Raw genomic sequence first — 18050 nt, 5'->3', positions numbered from 1 at the left:
CCTAAAAATACACAACACCATGAACATTCCACAGGAACTTAAATACACGAAAGACCACGAATGGGCGCGTCTTGACGGTGATATCGCAACGATCGGAATTACCGATTTCGCACAAAAGGAATTGGGCGACATCGTCTATGTTGAAGTCGAAACGCTTGACCAGACGCTTGAGAAGGACGAAGTTTTCGGAACCGTCGAAGCCGTAAAAACCGTTTCAGATCTATTCCTGCCGTTGGCTGGGGAAATCGTCGAATTCAACGAAGACCTCGAATCGAACCCTGAAGTCGTGAATGCCGATCCATACGGAAAAGGCTGGATGGTGAAAGTGAAAGTTGCCGACGTCGCCGACTTCGATACATTGCTATCGGCCGATGACTATAAAAACCTCGTGGGTGCCTAAAAAAATATGGTTCGCGGCTGCGTTGGGCTGGACGGTTTTCGTTACCGTGCTTTGCCTTGTCAGTTTCAGCGACCTTCCCAGCGTTAACGTGAGTGGCGTAGACAAGTATGTTCACGCCACTTTTCATTTTGTGTTCGTCGTGCTCTGGTTCAATTACCTTCGCGTCGAGGGCCGTCAAAACAAGACCGTTTTACATGCGGTGATTTTGTCGTTGGCGTACGGAATCCTCATCGAGATCGCCCAAGGTTTGTTTACCGCGACGCGACAGGCCGATCCAAAAGATGTCGCGGCCAACACGGCAGGCGCGATCATAGCTGCGATTCTCCTTTTCTCTTACAATACATACACGAAAGCCGGCGCCCGAAATTAATTACGCGCGCGCGTTTGTTTTTTATATTTTTATCGCATGGATGTAAGGCAATTTCTCGATTCGACTTATCTCAAAACCGCCGAGCAGGCTGGGCTTTCGGCCGAAGAAAATTCGCGCGTTGCCCAAGCTTTGGTACAGGAGGCGATCGACGGGCATTTCAAGCTCGCAATGATCCGACCGGACCAGGTTGCCGAGGCAAAGAAGTTGGTCGCCAAGGCGAAGTCGCTCGTGTTGATCGGAACCGTGATCGATTTCCCGTTCGGCGTTTCGTCGGTCGAGCAAAAACTGATTGAAGCCCAGAAAGCAATAGATGACGGAGCCGACGAACTCGATTTTGTCGTAAACTACGAAGCGTTCAAAAAAGGCGAAACCGTCTTGGTGAAAGACGAAGTTTTCCAAGGAACGACGCTCGCGCTTGCGAACCACAAAACCATAAAATGGATCATCGAAGTCGCGGCGTTGAACGATCTGCAGGTTGCGCAATTGTGCGCGCTGATCAAGAACGTCGTCGTTTCGAATTTCAAGGAAGACCAATATCCGAACGTGTTCGTGAAGTCGTCCACGGGATTTTTCGCCACCGAAAACGGCCTTCCGAACGGAGCGACCATTCCCGCAATCATCATCATGCTCGAAAACGCCTGTCCGCTGCCCGTAAAAGCTGCGGGCGGAGTGCGTACATTTGAAGAAGCCGAGGAAATGATCGGGTTGGGCGTGAAACGCATCGGGACATCGTCGGCCAAAGCGATTGCGGGCAAACAAATTTCGGGCACAGATTATTAAAATGACAAGAATGAAACAATATCTAGGAGTTCTTTTGCTGCTGTTTTTCGCACAGGCGGCATTCTCCCAAAACGAGCAATTCCCGGTTTTTACGGGATGCGAAGGCAAGCAGGGCGCCGAACTGGAAGCGTGTTTTTACAACGCGGTGCAAACGCATGTGTACGATAATTTCAAGGTGCCGTCAGATTTGCCGCAAGGTTATACGGGCGTCGTTTTCGTGTTGTTCGAGGTCGATCCTCAGGGCGTCTTCAAGTCGATCTACATAGATTCGGACCAGACCAAACTCGCCGACGAAGCCCGACGCGTGTTCGCTGAAATGCCCAAGGCAAGCGCTCCGACGTACAACGGCAACGCGACGTATGCGAAATACACGATAAAAATCGCGATCCCGTTGCTCAAGCCCGGCGAAGTTCCCGTTCAGACCGCGGCCCAAAAAGCTGCCGTCAAACCCAAAGTCGATCGCGACAAGCAATTGGGCGAATTCGACAGCGTGGCCAAAATGTATACGAAAACGTTCGACAATCCGCAGTTCAGGAGTCATTTGAACATTCCGTTTTCACATAGTTATTACGCCCAGTTCGACGACGCGATGAACCAGGTTGGATCGAATAATCATACCGGTTCGAAGCCGTATTCGTACGCTGACGTGAACCGATATTACAACCTTCAAACCGCTTACGATAAGATCAAGAAGAACAAATCGGGTTGGTACGGACGAAAATTGTGGAACGAAAGCACGGTGCAGATCCAGGGTGAAGATTACTGGTTTACATTGAATCCGATTTTCGATTTGCAACTCGGGAAAAGCAGCAACGACCAAACCGATTATACATACATAAACACGCGCGGTTTGCGACTCGAAGGCGGTTTGGGCAACCAGATCAACTTCACGACGACCATTTACGAAAGCCAGGGCCGATTCGCCGATTACTTCAACCAATATGCGGAATCGCTCGCGCCCAGCGGAGGAAATCCCGCGATCATTCCCGGCATCGGCATCGCGAAGAGTTTCAAGACCGATTCCTACGATTTCCCGTTGGCCGAGGCAAATCTTTCGTACACGCCGAGCCGATTCCTCAACCTGAATTTGGGTTATGGCCGAAATTTTATCGGCGACGGTTATCGCTCGCTTTTGATGGGCGATGGCGTGACGCCGTATCCGTTCGTGAAGATCAACACGACATTTTGGAAAATCCGATACACGAATGTGTACACGTGGCTAAAAGATGTGCGCCCCGACGTTACGATCGACGGCACGTACGCGCAGAAATTCGCCGCGAGCCATTATTTGAGCATCAATTTGACCAAGCGTTGGAACCTCGGATTTTTCGAATCGGTGGTTTGGGCAAAGAGCGACAACCGCGGGTTTGACATGAGCTTCGTGAACCCGATTATTTTCTATCGATCGGTCGAGTTCGCATCTTCGTCGAGAAGCGGAAACGCGATGTTGGCCGCGACGACGAAATACAAGATCACGAACCAGTTTAATTTTTACGCGCAGTATCTGCTTGACGAATTCTCGCTCGACGATATGAAGTCAGGGAATCAAAGCTGGAAGAATAAATTTGGGTATCAACTCGGCCTGAAATATTTCAACGCGTTCAACGTGGATAAACTTGTGTTGCAAATGGAATACAATCATGTCCGTCCGTATGTATATGCGCACAGCGACGCAATTACGAATTACGGGCACAACAACCAAAGCCTCGGCCACCAATGGGGCGGAAATTTCCAAGAATTCCTTGTCATCGGCCGATACAGCAAAGGCCGTTTGTATGCCGATGCGAAGTTTACGATCGGCAGGCGCGGTTTGGATTTCGATCCAGCTCAAAGCACGGCGAACTACGGAAGCAACATTTACCTGAGTTACGACGAAAATCGCCCGCTTGATACGGGCGTGAAAGTCGGGCAGGGCAACAAAACGAATGTCTTTATCGCCGATCTTCAGGCGGGATATTTGGTCAATCCGGCGACAAACTTGAGATTGTTCGCGAGTTATATTTACAGGAATTTCGATCCGATGGCGAATACCGTCGCATATTCCAAGGACACGACGAGTTGGTTTTCGATCGGGTTGAGGAGCGATGTGTTTAATTGGTATTTTGACTACTGATTGAAGTGCAAGGTGCAAGGTGCAAGGTGCAAGGTGCAAAGTGCAGAGTGGTTTTGGTTGAGATTGCGTTTTTGTTTAGGAGAATATTTTTCGTCGGATGAAGAAATGCGTCGCGATATTTTTGGTGATTATTTCGGCTTTGGTTTACTCTTGTAAGTCGCGGCAGTCGGAACGCGATCGCGCGGCGGCGGCTTTTACGAGCTGTTGGTTTTCTACTAAGGACAGTATTTGGAACGATTACCTTTTGCAGGATGCGCTTCGGATTTACGCGAGTCGTAAGGATAAAAAAACGTTGTTCTCCAAGAAATATGTGGTTGCAGCTCCCGACAGTTCTTTTGCGACCAACATCCATATTTTTGAGCGGATATTTTCAAAATCCGGCCGATATTTGGTCGTAGATCGGAAATGCGGGATTGAATATTTTAATATCTATCTCAGTGAAAGTGAAAAACTCCAGCCGGTTTTGGCCCATGAGGAATATCTGTACGCGATCGATATTTATGACTTCAAAGATGTGAACGCCGACGGTAATGAAGATTTCAATTTATATCATTCCGAATCGAGATATCGTCCAGGAGAAAGGCAGACCACTTATATAATGCGAAACGACGGACGCTCGTTTTCTCCGAAACTAAAATTCGAAAATCCGACGTTCTCAGCTCAAGAGAAAACCGTGCTGGTCATGGATATCGGATTCTCAGGAAACGTGCCGATGCGTAAACTGGCTTGGAACGGAGAAACCGTCGATACGCTCGAAACAATTTCTTTGGAATACGATGCGGATTTCAAGAGAACAGGAAAGTTTGTCCGAATGACGACGCATTTACGTAATAAACGGATCGAGATTTTAGATTCACTTCCGAACGAATACGTGAATTTTTCGCTACTCGATCGTTTTTTGGCGACGGATCGTGAACCAAACCCAAAACCCTAGCCCCGATAATAACGGATAGCCTTTCTCGAAAAAACAAATTGATTTTGCCGAATTGGCGCAGCGACCGACGGAAGCTCGCGACAAGCGTGCAAAATTTTTGTTTTTTGCGAAAGCTAGAAGCGGTTAGCGGGAAATTGCTTCAAATTATTTGTTTAGCGTTTAGCGTTGTTTTTGTTTTTGATGCGAATCGGGAAATCGTACGTTCATTGCTGAACCGATGCCAACCCTAAACTCGAAACGCTAAACCGAAAACTCGAAACCCTAAACCCTAAACTTTTACACGAACAATTTCAACCCTTTCATTGCCTAATTTCTTTTCCTAACGTACCTTTGCGCGACTTTACAGCAAATGAAAACCGCATTGGACGCTCATCCTCAAACTTTTTCGATCAAGACCGCTTTCGCCGATTTCAAGGCCATCACCAAAGCCGGTTTGGCGATCAGCGTGCTGTTCTCGTCAATCGCAGGCTATTTATTGGGTTTCGGCGACTCGCATCCGTTTAGTTGGAGCGTGCTCGCGATGCTCATGGTTGGCGGTTATTGCATGGTCGGCGCGTCGAATGCGTTCAACCAGGTCATTGAAAAAGATTTGGATGCTTTGATGGATCGCACGAAAAACCGTCCGGTTCCATCGGGCAGGATGTCTCCGAATACGGCGCTTTTGATCGCGTTCGCATTGACGGCGATCGGTTTGGTGTTGCTTTACATGATCAACGCGAAGACGGCCATGTTCGGTGCGATCTCGATTTTTTTATATACGAGTGTTTACACGCCTTTGAAGACGGTTACGCCGCTTTCGGTTTTCGTGGGCGCGTTTCCGGGTGCGATTCCGTTCATGTTGGGCTGGGTCGCGGCTACGGGCGAATTCGGCATTGAGGCCGGAACCTTGTTTTTGATCCAGTTCTTTTGGCAATTTCCTCACTTTTGGGCGATCGGCTGGTTCTTGTACGAAGATTACGAGAAGGCCGGATTTTTCATGCTTCCGACGGGCAAGAAAGACAAATCGACCGCGTTACAGACGATTCTATACACGGTTTGGTTAATGGTCGCGTCGTTATTGCCGGCTCTGGGTTATACGGGACAGTTTTACATCACGCCGATATCAGCCGGAATCGTATTCATACTCGGGCTTTGGATGCTCGTGTATGCCGTGAAACTATACAAATTGCGCACGGCCAAAGCGGCGAAAGCGCTCATGCTTGCAAGCGTTTCGTATATTTCGCTTTTGCAGGTGGTTTATATTCTTGATAAATTCTTACGATAATGGCAATAGATGGCATGACGGCCCAAGAGCACAAATCACGCAGCGACCGTTCGTATAAGTTGATACTTTGGTTCGCGATGATCTCGATGACGATGATGTTCGCAGGTTTGACGAGCGCGTTCGTAGTCAGTAAAAGCCGCAAGGACTGGTTGCAGAACTTCGAGATGCCGTGGGCGTTTTACGCGTCGACCGTAGTAATCTTGCTTTGCAGCCTGACGATGGTGATGGCGAAACGTTCGATAAAACAAGACAAACGTTCGGCGACGACCGGGTTTTTGCTCGCGACGTTAGGACTTGCGATCGCGTTTGTGATGTTGCAGTTTCGAGGCTTCGCGCAAATCGTCGAACAAGGACACTATTTTACGGGGCCTGAGAGCAACATCACGACGACTTTCCTTTACGTGGTGGCGGTCGTGCACTTGCTTCACCTCGCGGGCGGCATGATTGCGCTGCTCATCATTATTTATAAACATTTTAAACAAAAATACAATTCTTCTCAAACGCTTGGAATTGAGCTTGGTGCGACATACTGGCATTTTCTCGATTTCCTGTGGCTTTATTTGTTTTTATTTTTGTCTTTCTTTAAATAAAAAAAAAGCCTAAATTTGGGAACTTTTTAACGGATATCTTTTATGGGAGCGACAGTTACAACTGCTACTGAAACAAAAGTCTGGGGCGGCGGAAACGAGCCGATGGGAGCCAGTTATGGCAAGCTGATGATGTGGTTTTTTATCGTATCGGATGCCTTGACATTCTCGGGTTTTCTTGCTGCTTACGGTTTTTCACGATTCAAATTCATCGAAACCTGGCCATTGCCTGATGAAGTGTTTACGCACTTTCCATTTATGCACGGTGTGGAAGCTCCGATGTATTACGTGGCGTTGATGACCTTCATCCTCATCTTCTCGTCGGTTACGATGGTGTTGGCGGTTGATGCGGGACATCACATGAAACAAAAGAAAGTCGCTTTTTACATGTTGCTTACGATTGTCGGAGGTTTGATCTTCGTCGGATCACAGGCTTGGGAGTGGAAAAACTTCATCAAAGGCGAATACGGCGCTGTCGAAACCAAAGGCGGAAGTTTGCTGCAATTCGTTGACAACACAGGAAAGCGCGTGAAGCTTGAAGAATTCGTCACGCATCTTCCTGAGGAAAGAGTTGAATTGACACGCGGCAAAGCGACTTGGTTCATGACCGACGCAAATGCACCGACGACATATTCGGTAACTGAAGTACAAGCGGCGTTCAAAGCGCATCCTGAGCTTCGCGTCCGCACCGAGAGAATTTACCAGGACACGAAAGAAGACCGTGAAGACACACGCCTTGAGAAAGTCGGGAACGTCAACACGAAAAAACACAAAGAAGTATTGAATCGCGAGGCTTCGCAAAAGATGATGGACAATGCGTTTGTCGTGGTTGAAGGTGCGAACCTTTGGAGAAACGAATACGGAAGCAAATTGTTCGCTGACTTCTTCTTCTTCATCACAGGTTTCCACGGTTTCCACGTATTTTCAGGAGTCATCATCAACATCATCATTTTCTTCAACGTACTGCTCGGAACTTATGAGAAAAGACGTTCGTACGAAATGGTCGAGAAAGTCGGTTTGTACTGGCACTTCGTGGATTTGGTTTGGGTATTCGTATTTACCTTCTTCTACCTCGTTTAATTTTAAGATTTACGCATCATGGCACACGAACACGTTTCAAATACAAAAAGAATCTGGTCAGTATTCGCACTTTTGTCGGTAGTGACTACAGTTGAGGTTGCGTTGGGTATCCTAAAACCGGAATATCTGCACACGCACACTATTCTTGGAATGAACATGCTCAACTGGATCTTTATCCTTTTGACAATCTACAAAGCATATTATATCGTATGGGCGTTCATGCACATGGAAGGCGAAACCGCCAGCTTGCGTTGGGCGGTCGTCGGTACTGTGATTTTCTTGATCTTGTACCTGATTTTCATCCTCCTTGTTGAAGGAGATTATATTTATGGGGTTTTTGCTAATTCGACTATCAAGTGGAATTTCTAACAGCATATTAATTCACTAAAAAAGGCGGTTTATAGACCGCCTTTTTTTATTTTTGTATCCGAAATATCTTTCTCGCCGCGATGAAAAAAACAATAGTGCTTTTTATACTTTTCGTCTTGCCTATCGTCGCGTATCTTTTCTTTGCATCGGGCGTGAACAGTTTTACGACTTTGCCCGTGATTACGCCCAAAGTTGCTGAAATGGGCGATTGGAAATCACTTAAATCAGATCCTGTAAAACTCAATGGCAGGATCACGGTCTTAGGCTTCGGAGGTTACGACATCGTCAAGAACCGTGGGAATATTTTCAACCTGAACCAAAAAGTCTACGAGCGTTACCACGAATTTACCGATTTGCAGTTCGTATACATTTGTCCGATCGGAACTGAGAAAGAAGTCAAAGTCATCTACGACAAGTGCGCCGAGATTACGAACATGAAACAGTGGCAATTCGTATTCGCATCGCCTGATGAGATCAAAGCGTTCTATTCGGGCCTTGGATTAAAAGGCCAGTTGAATCCCGATCTGGGAACGCCCAATGTTTTTTTGATCGACAAGAAGTTGAAGCTGCGCGGACGTAACGAAAAAGGCGAGTACATCGAAGGTTATGATACGTTTCACCCGTCGGCGATCAGCAACGAACTGCTCGATGATTTCAAGGTGTTGCTATACGAATACAAGGCGGCGCTCAAACGCAACCACAACGCCACGAAAAGAGAAATATAATGAAGAACAAATCGTATATATGGGTTTCGCTTGTGGTCTTGGTTTTCGGGATTATTTTCGTGCCGAAGATCATCAACCGATTCAAGGAAGGCGACACGGTGCGCGGACGCAAGCTCGATAACGTCGAAAAGCACGGCGAAGGCCAAGGAGAATTATATACGATGGGAAAAGCGCCCAAGTTCGCACTCATCGATCAAAACGGCAAAAAGATCACGAACGCCGATTACGCAGGCAAAGTCTATGTGCTTGAATTCTTCTTCACTACCTGCCCGACGATTTGTCCGCGCATGAACCAAAACATGCTGGAGTTGCAAAAGAAATTTTATGGGGACGCGAATTTCGGCATCGCGTCGATCACGATCAATCCGGAGACCGACACGCCACAGGTTTTGAAACTTCACGCCGATCAACTGGGCGTCACGTCGTCGAATTGGCACATGCTCACGGGCGATCGCGAATACATCTACAAATTAGCGAACCAGGGTTTCAACGTATTCGTCGGCAAAACGGGCGAAGGCGAGGCGGGATTCGAACATTCGGGAAGCTTCGCACTTATCGACAAAAATGGGAACATCCGCTGTCGAAAGGATGACTTTGGGAATCCGATCGCTTATTACGACGGCATCGAAAAGGAAGGTATTCGCGACATCATGCAGGATATCCAAATCTTACTTAAGGAATAATGGAACAGAACACGCCTTCGCTTGAACAAAAGTTCAATAAACTCATCATCGCGGTTTCGATAATCATCCCCGTAGTCGTGGCGATATTATTTGCCGTGAAACTCAAGGATTTTGGGATCGAGGTCGAGCCGCTTTCGTTTCTTCCGCCGATCTACGCATCGATAAATGGCTTGACGGCCGTGGTTTTGGTTTGGGCCGTGATGGCGATCCGACGCGGGAAACGCAAATTGCACGAGAACCTCATGACGTTCGCGATCGGGCTGTCGGTGACGTTTTTGGTGATGTATGTCGCGTATCACATGACTGCCGACAGCACGCGTTTCGGAGATTTGAACCACGACGGAGAATTATCGGTTGAAGAGAATATAGAAGCTGGCGCGATGCGTGGCGTTTACTTTTTTATCCTGATCACGCACATCTTGCTTTCGATCGCGATCATCCCGATGGTACTTTTCACATATGTTCGCGCGCTTGCGGAACGTTTCGACCGACACAGGAAACTCGGTAAGATCACGTATCCGATCTGGTTGTATGTTGCCGTTACGGGTGTTGTGGTTTATTTGATGATTTCACCGTATTATGCGAACTGAGTTCAAAGTGCAAAGTGCAATGTGCAAAGTGCAGGTGATTGCGGTCGTGATGACATTTTTGCTGCCGATGGTCTCGAGCGCGCAATGTGCGATGTGCCGTGCGTCTTTGGAAGGCTCCGATAATACGCAGAAGGCTGAAGCCGTGAATGACGGAATCGTTTATTTGATGGTGTTTCCGTATTTAATTGTTGGCGTTATCGGGTTTTTGATTTATCGGATGTATAGTAAGAAGAAGACCGCTGAGGAAGTTTAATTGTTTAGGCGTTTAATCGGTTAGTGGAGGAGTTTCGTTGGTCGTGTGGGATCTTGTTCTTGCAAGAACTGTGATTGGTGAATTGCCGTTGGTGAGGGTTTGGGTAACGCTTCGCAATTTCTTTCGGATTAAGTCTTTTTAGTTTTTGCGATAAAAATTTTTTCCGGCAAAATTACCGCCACCACCCACCCGAAAGTTAGCGTTATCTTGGATTTGCTTCATACAGAAAAACTACATAAAATCTTAATTTTTCGCAACCGTTCCAGTCAAATAAGTTTTATCCGCAATTGAATATCTATCTCAAACTTGTCTTAACTTGGCCACCAATTTGCAACCAAAGAATCATCCATCGACCTCGATCCTTTAACCACCAAACCAACTATTTCAACCCGTCCACACTCACATCAATCTTCCCATCAACGGCGATAAACGCGATAACCGCATTGTTCGTCAACTGAATTTTTCCCAATTTAATATCTCCAACCGTTCCGTTCACGAAAACGCCCGGCATCGGTGAAAAATTATTCAAATACGTCTTCATATTCTTGCGGCCTTCCTCAAGATTCGGCTTGATCGAATAACGGCAGCTCGCCTCGATTTTCTTCAATATATAACCGCTCGCAAGCCAGTTTGCGGTTCTCATGAGTGAACTTTTCGTGTCGAGCGCATAATCAAGCTTGTCGAAGAAAATCTCCTGCGTCTGTTCATTGTACTGCGGAAATCCGGCAAGGTAAACCGTTCCCGTAATGCTGCCTTCCATGTCCAGCGCGATGATCATCTTACCCGACTTGTGCCAGATATTCACTTTATTCACCTTTACTTTCTTGCTGCCTTCGCCATATTCCTGGCCTGCAAAATTCTGCGTCATGATGCGCGACGCGTCGTCGTAAGTCGAAACCGCGGCTATGTTTGCCGTGAAATGGTCGGGCATTTTTGCAACTGGTTTCAGCACGATTTTATTTCGGTCGAATTTGCTTTCAGGCTTTTTCCCGACGAAGGTTTCCATCGTACATTTCAAACCCATTTCAAGCGCGATCGCGTCTTTTTGGATCACGGCATCGGTCGTGTAGAGTTCGACCGGAACCGTGCGCAACCAGCTGTCGTAAACCTCGCTCATCTGTAACGGCACGCACAATTTTTCAAGCGCGTCAAGAACGTTCGGTTTGAAATCCATCGACTTTTCGATCGCGTCATCGATTGATTTTTCGATTTTCGAACTGTACAATTTGATCGCGGGATTCACGACATACGTAATCGGAACCTGTTTTCCAAGAACGGTTGTCGTCGGGCTTTCGACCCAATCGATGTCCTTCAATTCGGTTTTGGTCAAAAGCTTCCAGTTCGTGAGTCCGACGTTGCTCAACAGCGTGATTTTTCCATTGAGGTTGAATTCCCGGATCGACGTCAAATCGACGCCCAAAGATTTCGTCCCGATGCGGTATTTCACGTTCACTTTTAGCGGAAGCACGGTCTTGATGCGGCCGTTTTCATTGGTCAACACGATTGGGCCCTGTTTGTAGATCTGCATCTGCAAATCGTCGTCCTCGATGTTTTTATCCTCGTAGATCAAACCCGTCAGGTATTTGTTCGTCTGGTTTTCGATGTCGCGCAACTTGATCTTCACGGGAATATCGATAAACGACGTCGCGGTTTCATACAAAAGCGGCGTGGCATTGTCAGGTTCGGGCCGAAGCGTCTCGATTTTTTTGGCCGACGAACAGCCTGCCAGTAAAGTGATTGCCGATAAAAACGTGATGATTGAATAGAGTCGCATTCCGATTGTTTTTTGGCAAAAGTAACAAAACCGAAATTATGCGTTATACAATGTAACAAATACAAGTTTTCAAAGTCTTATTACCCGTATCGAAATTCCTGAAATTTCGGTACAAACAATCATCATCAAAAATCGAATCAATAGAATTGCATCACCAAACCAGGCTGTCATGATTGAAATCAAGGATCTCCACAAATCCTACAAAACGGGCAATTCGACATTGCACGTGCTCAAGGGAATCAACTTTAATATTGCCGAGGGCGAGCTTGTCGCGATCATGGGTTCTTCAGGATCAGGGAAATCGACGTTGCTCAACATCCTCGGAATCCTCGACGAGGCCGACACCGGGAGTTACACGCTCGACGGCGTCCCGATCAAAAAGCTCAACGAAACCATCGCGTCCCGCTATCGCAACCAATTTTTGGGTTTCGTATTCCAATCGTTCAACCTTATCAACTACAAATCGGCGCTCGACAATGTCGCGATGCCGCTGTATTACCAAGGAGTGAAGCGAAAAGAACGCAACGAGATCGCGATGAGTTACCTTGAAAAAGTAGGTCTCGCATCGCACGCGCATCACTTGCCCAATGAAATGTCGGGCGGACAAAAACAACGCGTCGCCATCGCGCGCGCACTTGCATCACACCCGAAAGTCCTGCTTGCCGACGAACCGACCGGGGCGCTCGACACCAAAACTTCCTACGAAGTCATGGAACTCATCCAAGGCATCAACGACGAAGGGAAAACCATTCTCATCGTCACGCACGAACCCGATATTGCCGCCATGTGCAAACGCAACGTAGTCCTCAAAGACGGGCTTATCATCGATGACGTAATGGTAACGCAGCAAAGGGCATCGGCTTATGTTTAACATTGAACGCTGGCAGGAAATCTTCCAGGCCATTTCAAAAAATAAATTGCGGACATTCCTGACGAGTATTTCAGTCGCCTCGGGAATCTTTATCCTCGTGATCCTGCTCGGGGCTGGAAAAGGCTTGCAGAACGGCATCGAGAAGCAATTCGCGCGCGACGCCGAAGGCATCATCGAGATCTGGAGCGGCGTGACAACCAAAGAATACAAAGGCTTGAATCCGGGCCGTTTCGTCCAGATGCACAACTCCGATTACGATCTCGTCGTGCAGAAACTCGGCGATCAAATGGTTCTCAAATCAGCGGGTGCGGGAGTTTGGCAGACGCAGTTCGCGTACAAGAAAGAAACCGGAAGTTACCAAGTTCGAGGTGCGAACGCCGACATGCAAGGCATCGAAAACATGACTGTTTTGACGGGACGCTTCATCAACCAAAACGATTTGGCCAACAACGAGAAAGTCGCCGTGATCGGACAAAAATTGCGATTGACGATGTTCAAGGACGAGGATCCGATCGCGAAAATCTTCACCATAAACGGAATTCCGTTCAAGGTCATCGGCGTGTTTACCGATCCGGGTGGCGAACGTGAAGAATCTCGGGCGTTCTTGCCGTTTACGACGACCCAGACGGTTTTCGGCCTCGGACAGAACATCAACAACATGTTCTATACGTTGAAACGCTCGGACAATTACGATAAGGCGCTTGCCGAATCCGAGAAGTTCAAAAGCGATCTCGAGACCATGCTTAAGGCAAAGAATGTCGTCGCACCTGATGATGACGGCGCGATACAAGTCCACAATTCGGTCGAGGACGCCAAGAAATTTTACGACCTGAACCTTTACATCCGATTGTTTTTCTGGTGGGTCGGGATTTGTACGATCGTCGCGGGAGTCGTCGGAGTAAGCAACATCATGTTGATCATCGTAAAAGAAAGAACCAAGGAAATCGGCATCAGAAAAGCGCTCGGAGCTTCTCCTTTTTCAATCGTGACAATGATCTTGCACGAGTCGATTTTCATTACGACGGTTGCGGGATTCGTGGGATTGCTTGCGAGTTTGGCACTTTTGGAATTCGTCGGGCCGATGATCACGAGCGAATTCTTCTTCAACCCGCAAGTCGATTTCAACGTCGCCATCACGACTTTGATCTTGCTCATCATCGCGGGCGCGGGAGCTGGATTTTTCCCGGCCTATCGCGCTGCCAAAATTAAACCCATAATCGCTTTAAGAGACGAATAATATGTTTGACAGAGACAAATGGGGAGAAATCCTCCAGGCACTTTCGGCAAATCCGGTTCGTACGGCGCTCACGGCGTTCGGCGTATTTTGGGGAATTTTCATTCTCGTGATCTTGCTAGCCGCGGGTAAAGGCTTGGAGAACGGCGTCAAGAAAGGGTTTTCGGGCATCGCGACCAACACGATGTTCATGTGGACGCAGGTCACGGCGAAACCTTATAAAGGATTGCCTATCGGGCGACGATTCAATTTCAAGAACGAGGACGTTCCTGCACTGAAATCGAAATTTCCCGATCTGCTGTACGTTTCACCAAGAAACCAATTGGGCGATTTCCAAGGCGCAACCAATGTGATACGAGGTGATAAAACAGGAGCGTTCGGCATCTATGGCGACTATCCCGAATTGATTTTACAGGAATCGATGGTCATCACTAAAGGCCGTTTCGTAAACCACGGCGACATTTCGGGCCGACGCAAAGTCGCGGTAATCGGTGAAGGCGTGATAAATTTGATGTACAAACCCGCCGAGGAAGTCATCGGATCGTACATAAAAATAAACGGCGTGAACTTCATGGTCGTCGGCGTCTACAAATCGAATAATAACGATGGCGGAGGCGAACAGGCGCAAAAGAACATTTTCATTCCCTTCACGACGTTCCAGCAAGCGTTCAACTACGGCGATGTCGTGGGTTGGATGGCGATCACGGCCAAAGACGGCGCGTCGATCACCGAACTCAAGCAAGGCATTTTCGACTTCTTGAAGGAACGGCACAAAATACATCCTGAAGACGAACGCGCGATCGGGAACTTCGATTTATACCAGGAATTCAGCAAAGTCATGGGACTGTTCACGATTTTGCGTTTCATCGCGTATTTTGTGGGAACATTGGTGCTGCTGTCGGGCGTCATCGGAATTTCGAACATCATGCTCATCGTCGTCAAGGAACGCACGAAGGAAATCGGGATTCGCAGGGCATTGGGCGCGACGCCGAGAATGATCCGTTCACAGATCCTAACCGAATCTATTTTCCTAACGATCATTGCAGGAATGGCCGGAATCGCCGTCGCCACTGGATTGCTCGCCGGTTTGAACGCATTGTTGGATTCGATGCCGAGTGAAGACATGATGTTCGCCAACCCGAGCGTGGATCTGGTCGTCGTGTTTTTCGCACTCATGATTCTCGTCGGATCGGGGTTGCTAGCGGGTTTCATTCCGGCCCAGATCGCGATCAGCGTTAAACCGGTCGACGCGTTGCGGACCGAGTAAATCGAGTCGAAAGTAGAAAGTCGAAAGTCGAAAATGTAGTCGAGTTCGAAATTGCGAAATAGGCGGTCGAAAGTCGGAAATAATAAATAAGAAAATTCATCACATCAATCAATAAGTAAACAATGAGAAAAGGAGTAACCATCGCCATTTTAATCTTCATCGCCATCGTATTTTTCGGGGCGCTGTACTATTTGTATGCGAAAAACCAGGAATCGCCCGTGGTGTTCGAAACCGAGAAACCCGAAACGAAAACCATCGTGAAAACGACGATCGCAACGGGAAATATCGTACCTGACGAAGAGGTTTTAATCAAACCGAACATCTCAGGAATCATCGAAAAAGTGTTCATCAAAGCCGGAGACAACATCAAAGCCGGCGATCCGATAGCGCAGATCCGCGTCGTTGCCAACGTTTCAAGCTTGAGCAATTCGCAGAACAGCGTCGTGACGGCAAAGATCGAACTCGACAACCAGGAGAAAATCTTCAATCGCCAGAAAACGCTTTTCGACAAAGGCGTGATTTCGGCCAATGATTTCCAAAACGCCGAAACTGCCTATAAACAAGCCAAGCAAACCTACGCCGCGGCACGTCAGGGTCTTGACATCGTGAAAACGGGAACGTCGGCCGGACTCGGAAGTTACGCCAACACCATGATCCGTTCTACCGTTACGGGAATGGTCTTGGACGTTCCGGTGAAAGTCGGGAATCAGGTAATCGAAAGCAACAACTTCAACGAAGGAACGACGATCGCGACGATGGCCGATGTCGGACGCATGATTTTCGTCGGGAAACTCGATGAATCCGAAGTCGGGAAAGTACGGGAAAACCTTTCGATTGAAATTACCGTCGGAGCCATCGAAAACAAGAAATTCGATGCGATACTGAATTACATCGCCCCGAAAGGAAAAACCGAGAATGGCGCGATCCAGTTCGAAATCAAAGGCGCGCTCAAGAACCGCGACACGACGTTTATCCGCGCCGGACTAAGCGCGAACGCATCGATCATCCTCGACAAGGCCGAGAATACATTGGCTTTGAAAGAGTCGTTGATCCAATTCGACGAGAAAACGCAAAAGCCATTCGTCGAAGTCGAGACCGCGCCCCAGAAATTCGAGAGACGCAACATTGAACTCGGTGTGAGCGACGGGATTTATGTGCAGGTGAAAAGCGGCGTGAAGGCGTCGGACAAAATCAAAGTCTGGAACCAAGGCCTTCAAAAAGAGCCGGGCAAACCATAACTCGCATTTTACGACAATCATTAATCAAAAAATCATAAATTTGTGCAGCCAAAAGCTGTGCTTTTCATCTTTAACCTATGAAGAAATTTAGTTACGCCATTGCGTTTTTCCTTTTAGTTACGGGAGTTTCCTTCGCACAGCAAGGTAAAAAGTGGACATTGGCCGAATGCGTGGAGTACGCGCTCAAGAACAACATCCAGATCAAGCAGAGCGAACTCGACCTCCAAATCGCGGCCATCGAAAAAAAGGATGCGGTCGGAAATTTCCTGCCATCATTGAATGGTACGGCGAACCACAGCTGGAACATCGGCCTAAACCAGAACATCACAACGGGTTTGCTCGAGAATCAAACGACACAGTTTACGCAAGCCGGAATCAACGCTGGCGTCGATATTTACAAGGGATTGCAAAACCAAAACACGTTAAGGCGTTCCCAACTCTCGATCATCGCGGCCCAATATCGCCTCGACAAGATGAAGGACGATGTGTCGCTCAACGTCGCGAGTGCATTTCTGCAAATCCTTTTCAACAAGGAAAATCTTAAAGTGCAACAGGCGCAACTCGAAAACAACAAACGTCTGCAAACGCGTACGACCGAACTCGTGAACGCAGGATCGGTGCCTCGCGGTGATTTGGCCGACATGCGCGCGACCGTCGCCACGAGCCAGAAAGCGGTCATCGATGCCCAAAATGCATTGCTCATATCAAGATTAAGTCTCGCCCAACTTTTGCAAATCGACGATTTCAAGGAGTTCGACGTGGCCGACAACGATTATGAAGTGATCGAAAGCCCTGTTATGCTCCAAACGCCTCAGGCCATTTTCGAGAAGGCGAAAGAAGCGCGAAATGAAATAAAGATCGCGCGCACGAATCTGGAACTTGCCGAGAAAGATGTGAGAATCGCACGCGGCGCCCTGCAACCGAACCTTCAAGGATATTACAGTTTCAGCACGCGTGCATCGTATGCGGATCGTGTGATCGGTGGTATTCAAGATCCCGATAATCCAACTTCGGTGATCGGTACGGTCGATGGCACGGGGCAAAACGTCGTCACGCAGAACTTCATTCCGGTTTTGGGCAGGTACGAACCGATTTTCGACCAGTTCAGCGCGAACAAAGGGCATAACTTCGGTTTACAGCTCAACATTCCGATCCTGAATGGATTTTCGGCTCGCAACAGTGTCGAGCGTTCGAAAGTCGCTTTGGAAAGAAACAAAATTGCATTCTCGCAGGCCGAACTGGATTTGGAACGCAACGTTTACCAGGCATTCGTCGACGCGAATAATTCTTTGAGCGGCTACGAAGCGGCTTTGGTTGCAGTCGAAGCCCGAAAAATCGCATTCGATTACGCGACCGAACGCTACAACGTCGGCATGATGAACTCGTTCGACCTTAACCAGGCGCAGACCTTATACGTGAACTCCCAATCTGATGCGGTGCGCGCGAAATTCGATTATATTTTCAAGGTGAAAGTCGTAGAATTCTACTTCGGGATCCCGATCAACAAAACACAATAGC

19 protein-coding genes are annotated in these 18050 nt (G+C 47.9%); 18 read left to right on the top strand and 1 reads right to left on the bottom strand.

Annotated elements, in window-relative coordinates:
* Positions 1-19 precede the first annotated feature (19 nt).
* From gcvH to EOO50_RS12900, 13 genes are all read left to right on the top strand, one after another.
* A complete protein-coding gene (gene gcvH / locus EOO50_RS12960) occupies positions 20-400 on the top strand; it encodes a glycine cleavage system protein GcvH (protein ID WP_290840696.1) in 381 nt (126 codons plus the stop codon).
* Positions 393-770: a VanZ family protein gene (locus tag EOO50_RS12955; protein ID WP_290840695.1), complete on the top strand. Its 378-nt coding sequence runs from the start codon at positions 393-395 to the stop codon at positions 768-770. Before gcvH ends, EOO50_RS12955 begins: the two co-directional genes overlap by 8 nt.
* Before the next feature lie 36 nt (positions 771-806).
* Positions 807-1550, top strand: a complete 744-nt coding sequence (gene deoC / locus EOO50_RS12950; RefSeq protein WP_290840694.1) for a deoxyribose-phosphate aldolase — start codon at positions 807-809, stop codon at positions 1548-1550.
* 10 nt (positions 1551-1560) lie between these two features.
* Positions 1561-3663, top strand: a complete 2103-nt coding sequence (locus tag EOO50_RS12945) for a gliding motility protein RemB (RefSeq protein WP_290840693.1) — start codon at positions 1561-1563, stop codon at positions 3661-3663.
* 97 nt (positions 3664-3760) lie between these two features.
* Positions 3761-4597, top strand: a complete 837-nt coding sequence (locus tag EOO50_RS12940; protein ID WP_290840692.1) for a hypothetical protein — start codon at positions 3761-3763, stop codon at positions 4595-4597.
* Between the two features lie 361 nt (positions 4598-4958).
* Positions 4959-5861 carry a heme o synthase gene (gene cyoE, locus EOO50_RS12935; RefSeq protein ID WP_290840700.1) on the top strand — a complete coding sequence of 301 codons (903 nt, stop codon included), beginning with the start codon at positions 4959-4961 and terminating at the stop codon, positions 5859-5861.
* Positions 5861-6451: a cytochrome c oxidase subunit 3 gene (locus tag EOO50_RS12930; protein ID WP_290840691.1), complete on the top strand. Its 591-nt coding sequence runs from the start codon at positions 5861-5863 to the stop codon at positions 6449-6451. Before cyoE ends, EOO50_RS12930 begins: the two co-directional genes overlap by 1 nt.
* Positions 6452-6493: 42 nt before the next feature.
* Positions 6494-7528 (top strand): cytochrome c oxidase subunit 3, encoded by a 1035-nt coding sequence (locus tag EOO50_RS12925; RefSeq protein WP_290840690.1) that lies wholly within the window; start codon positions 6494-6496, stop codon positions 7526-7528.
* 18 nt (positions 7529-7546) lie between these two features.
* Complete coding sequence (locus EOO50_RS12920) at positions 7547-7897, top strand: cytochrome C oxidase subunit IV family protein (protein WP_290840689.1); 351 nt, start codon at positions 7547-7549, stop codon at positions 7895-7897.
* Positions 7898-7977: 80 nt separating this feature from the next.
* The gene (locus EOO50_RS12915; protein WP_290840688.1) at positions 7978-8622 is read left to right on the top strand and encodes a hypothetical protein; all 645 of its coding nucleotides are present in this window, start codon (positions 7978-7980) and stop codon (positions 8620-8622) included.
* Complete coding sequence (locus EOO50_RS12910; RefSeq protein ID WP_290840687.1) at positions 8622-9305, top strand: SCO family protein; 684 nt, start codon at positions 8622-8624, stop codon at positions 9303-9305. Before EOO50_RS12915 ends, EOO50_RS12910 begins: the two co-directional genes overlap by 1 nt.
* On the top strand, positions 9305-9895 hold the full coding sequence (locus EOO50_RS12905; protein ID WP_290840686.1) for a DUF420 domain-containing protein: 591 nt from the start codon (positions 9305-9307) through the stop codon (positions 9893-9895). The genes EOO50_RS12910 and EOO50_RS12905 overlap by 1 nt, the downstream gene beginning before the upstream one ends.
* A 19-nt stretch (positions 9896-9914) precedes the next feature.
* Positions 9915-10148 (top strand): hypothetical protein, encoded by a 234-nt coding sequence (locus EOO50_RS12900; RefSeq protein WP_290840685.1) that lies wholly within the window; start codon positions 9915-9917, stop codon positions 10146-10148.
* A gap of 379 nt (positions 10149-10527) precedes the next feature.
* Here EOO50_RS12900 and EOO50_RS12895 read toward each other — a convergent pair whose 3' ends face one another.
* Positions 10528-11922, bottom strand: a complete 1395-nt coding sequence (locus tag EOO50_RS12895) for a DUF4403 family protein (protein WP_290840684.1) — start codon at positions 11920-11922, stop codon at positions 10528-10530.
* 169 nt (positions 11923-12091) lie between these two features.
* Between EOO50_RS12895 and EOO50_RS12890 the strand changes: the two genes are divergently transcribed.
* The 5 genes from EOO50_RS12890 to EOO50_RS12870 all read left to right on the top strand — a co-directional run bounded on the left by EOO50_RS12890 (position 12092) and on the right by EOO50_RS12870 (position 18049).
* Entirely contained in the window at positions 12092-12793 is a 702-nt protein-coding gene (locus EOO50_RS12890; protein WP_290840683.1) for an ABC transporter ATP-binding protein, read from the top strand.
* Complete coding sequence (locus tag EOO50_RS12885) at positions 12786-14030, top strand: ABC transporter permease (RefSeq protein ID WP_290840682.1); 1245 nt, start codon at positions 12786-12788, stop codon at positions 14028-14030. Before EOO50_RS12890 ends, EOO50_RS12885 begins: the two co-directional genes overlap by 8 nt.
* A 1-nt stretch (position 14031) precedes the next feature.
* Complete coding sequence (locus EOO50_RS12880; protein ID WP_290840681.1) at positions 14032-15294, top strand: ABC transporter permease; 1263 nt, start codon at positions 14032-14034, stop codon at positions 15292-15294.
* 122 nt (positions 15295-15416) lie between these two features.
* Positions 15417-16532, top strand: a complete 1116-nt coding sequence (locus EOO50_RS12875; RefSeq protein WP_290840680.1) for an efflux RND transporter periplasmic adaptor subunit — start codon at positions 15417-15419, stop codon at positions 16530-16532.
* A 77-nt stretch (positions 16533-16609) separates the two neighbouring features.
* Positions 16610-18049 carry a TolC family protein gene (locus tag EOO50_RS12870; protein WP_290840679.1) on the top strand — a complete coding sequence of 480 codons (1440 nt, stop codon included), beginning with the start codon at positions 16610-16612 and terminating at the stop codon, positions 18047-18049.
* The last annotated feature ends 1 nt before the right edge of the window (position 18050 follow it).

It is taken from the genome of Flavobacterium sp., assembly GCF_004211145.1.
Taxonomy (GTDB): Bacteria; Bacteroidota; Bacteroidia; order Flavobacteriales; family Flavobacteriaceae; genus Flavobacterium.
Note: the sequence above shows the minus strand (reverse complement) of the source record. Positions and strands in the feature narration are given on the sequence as shown.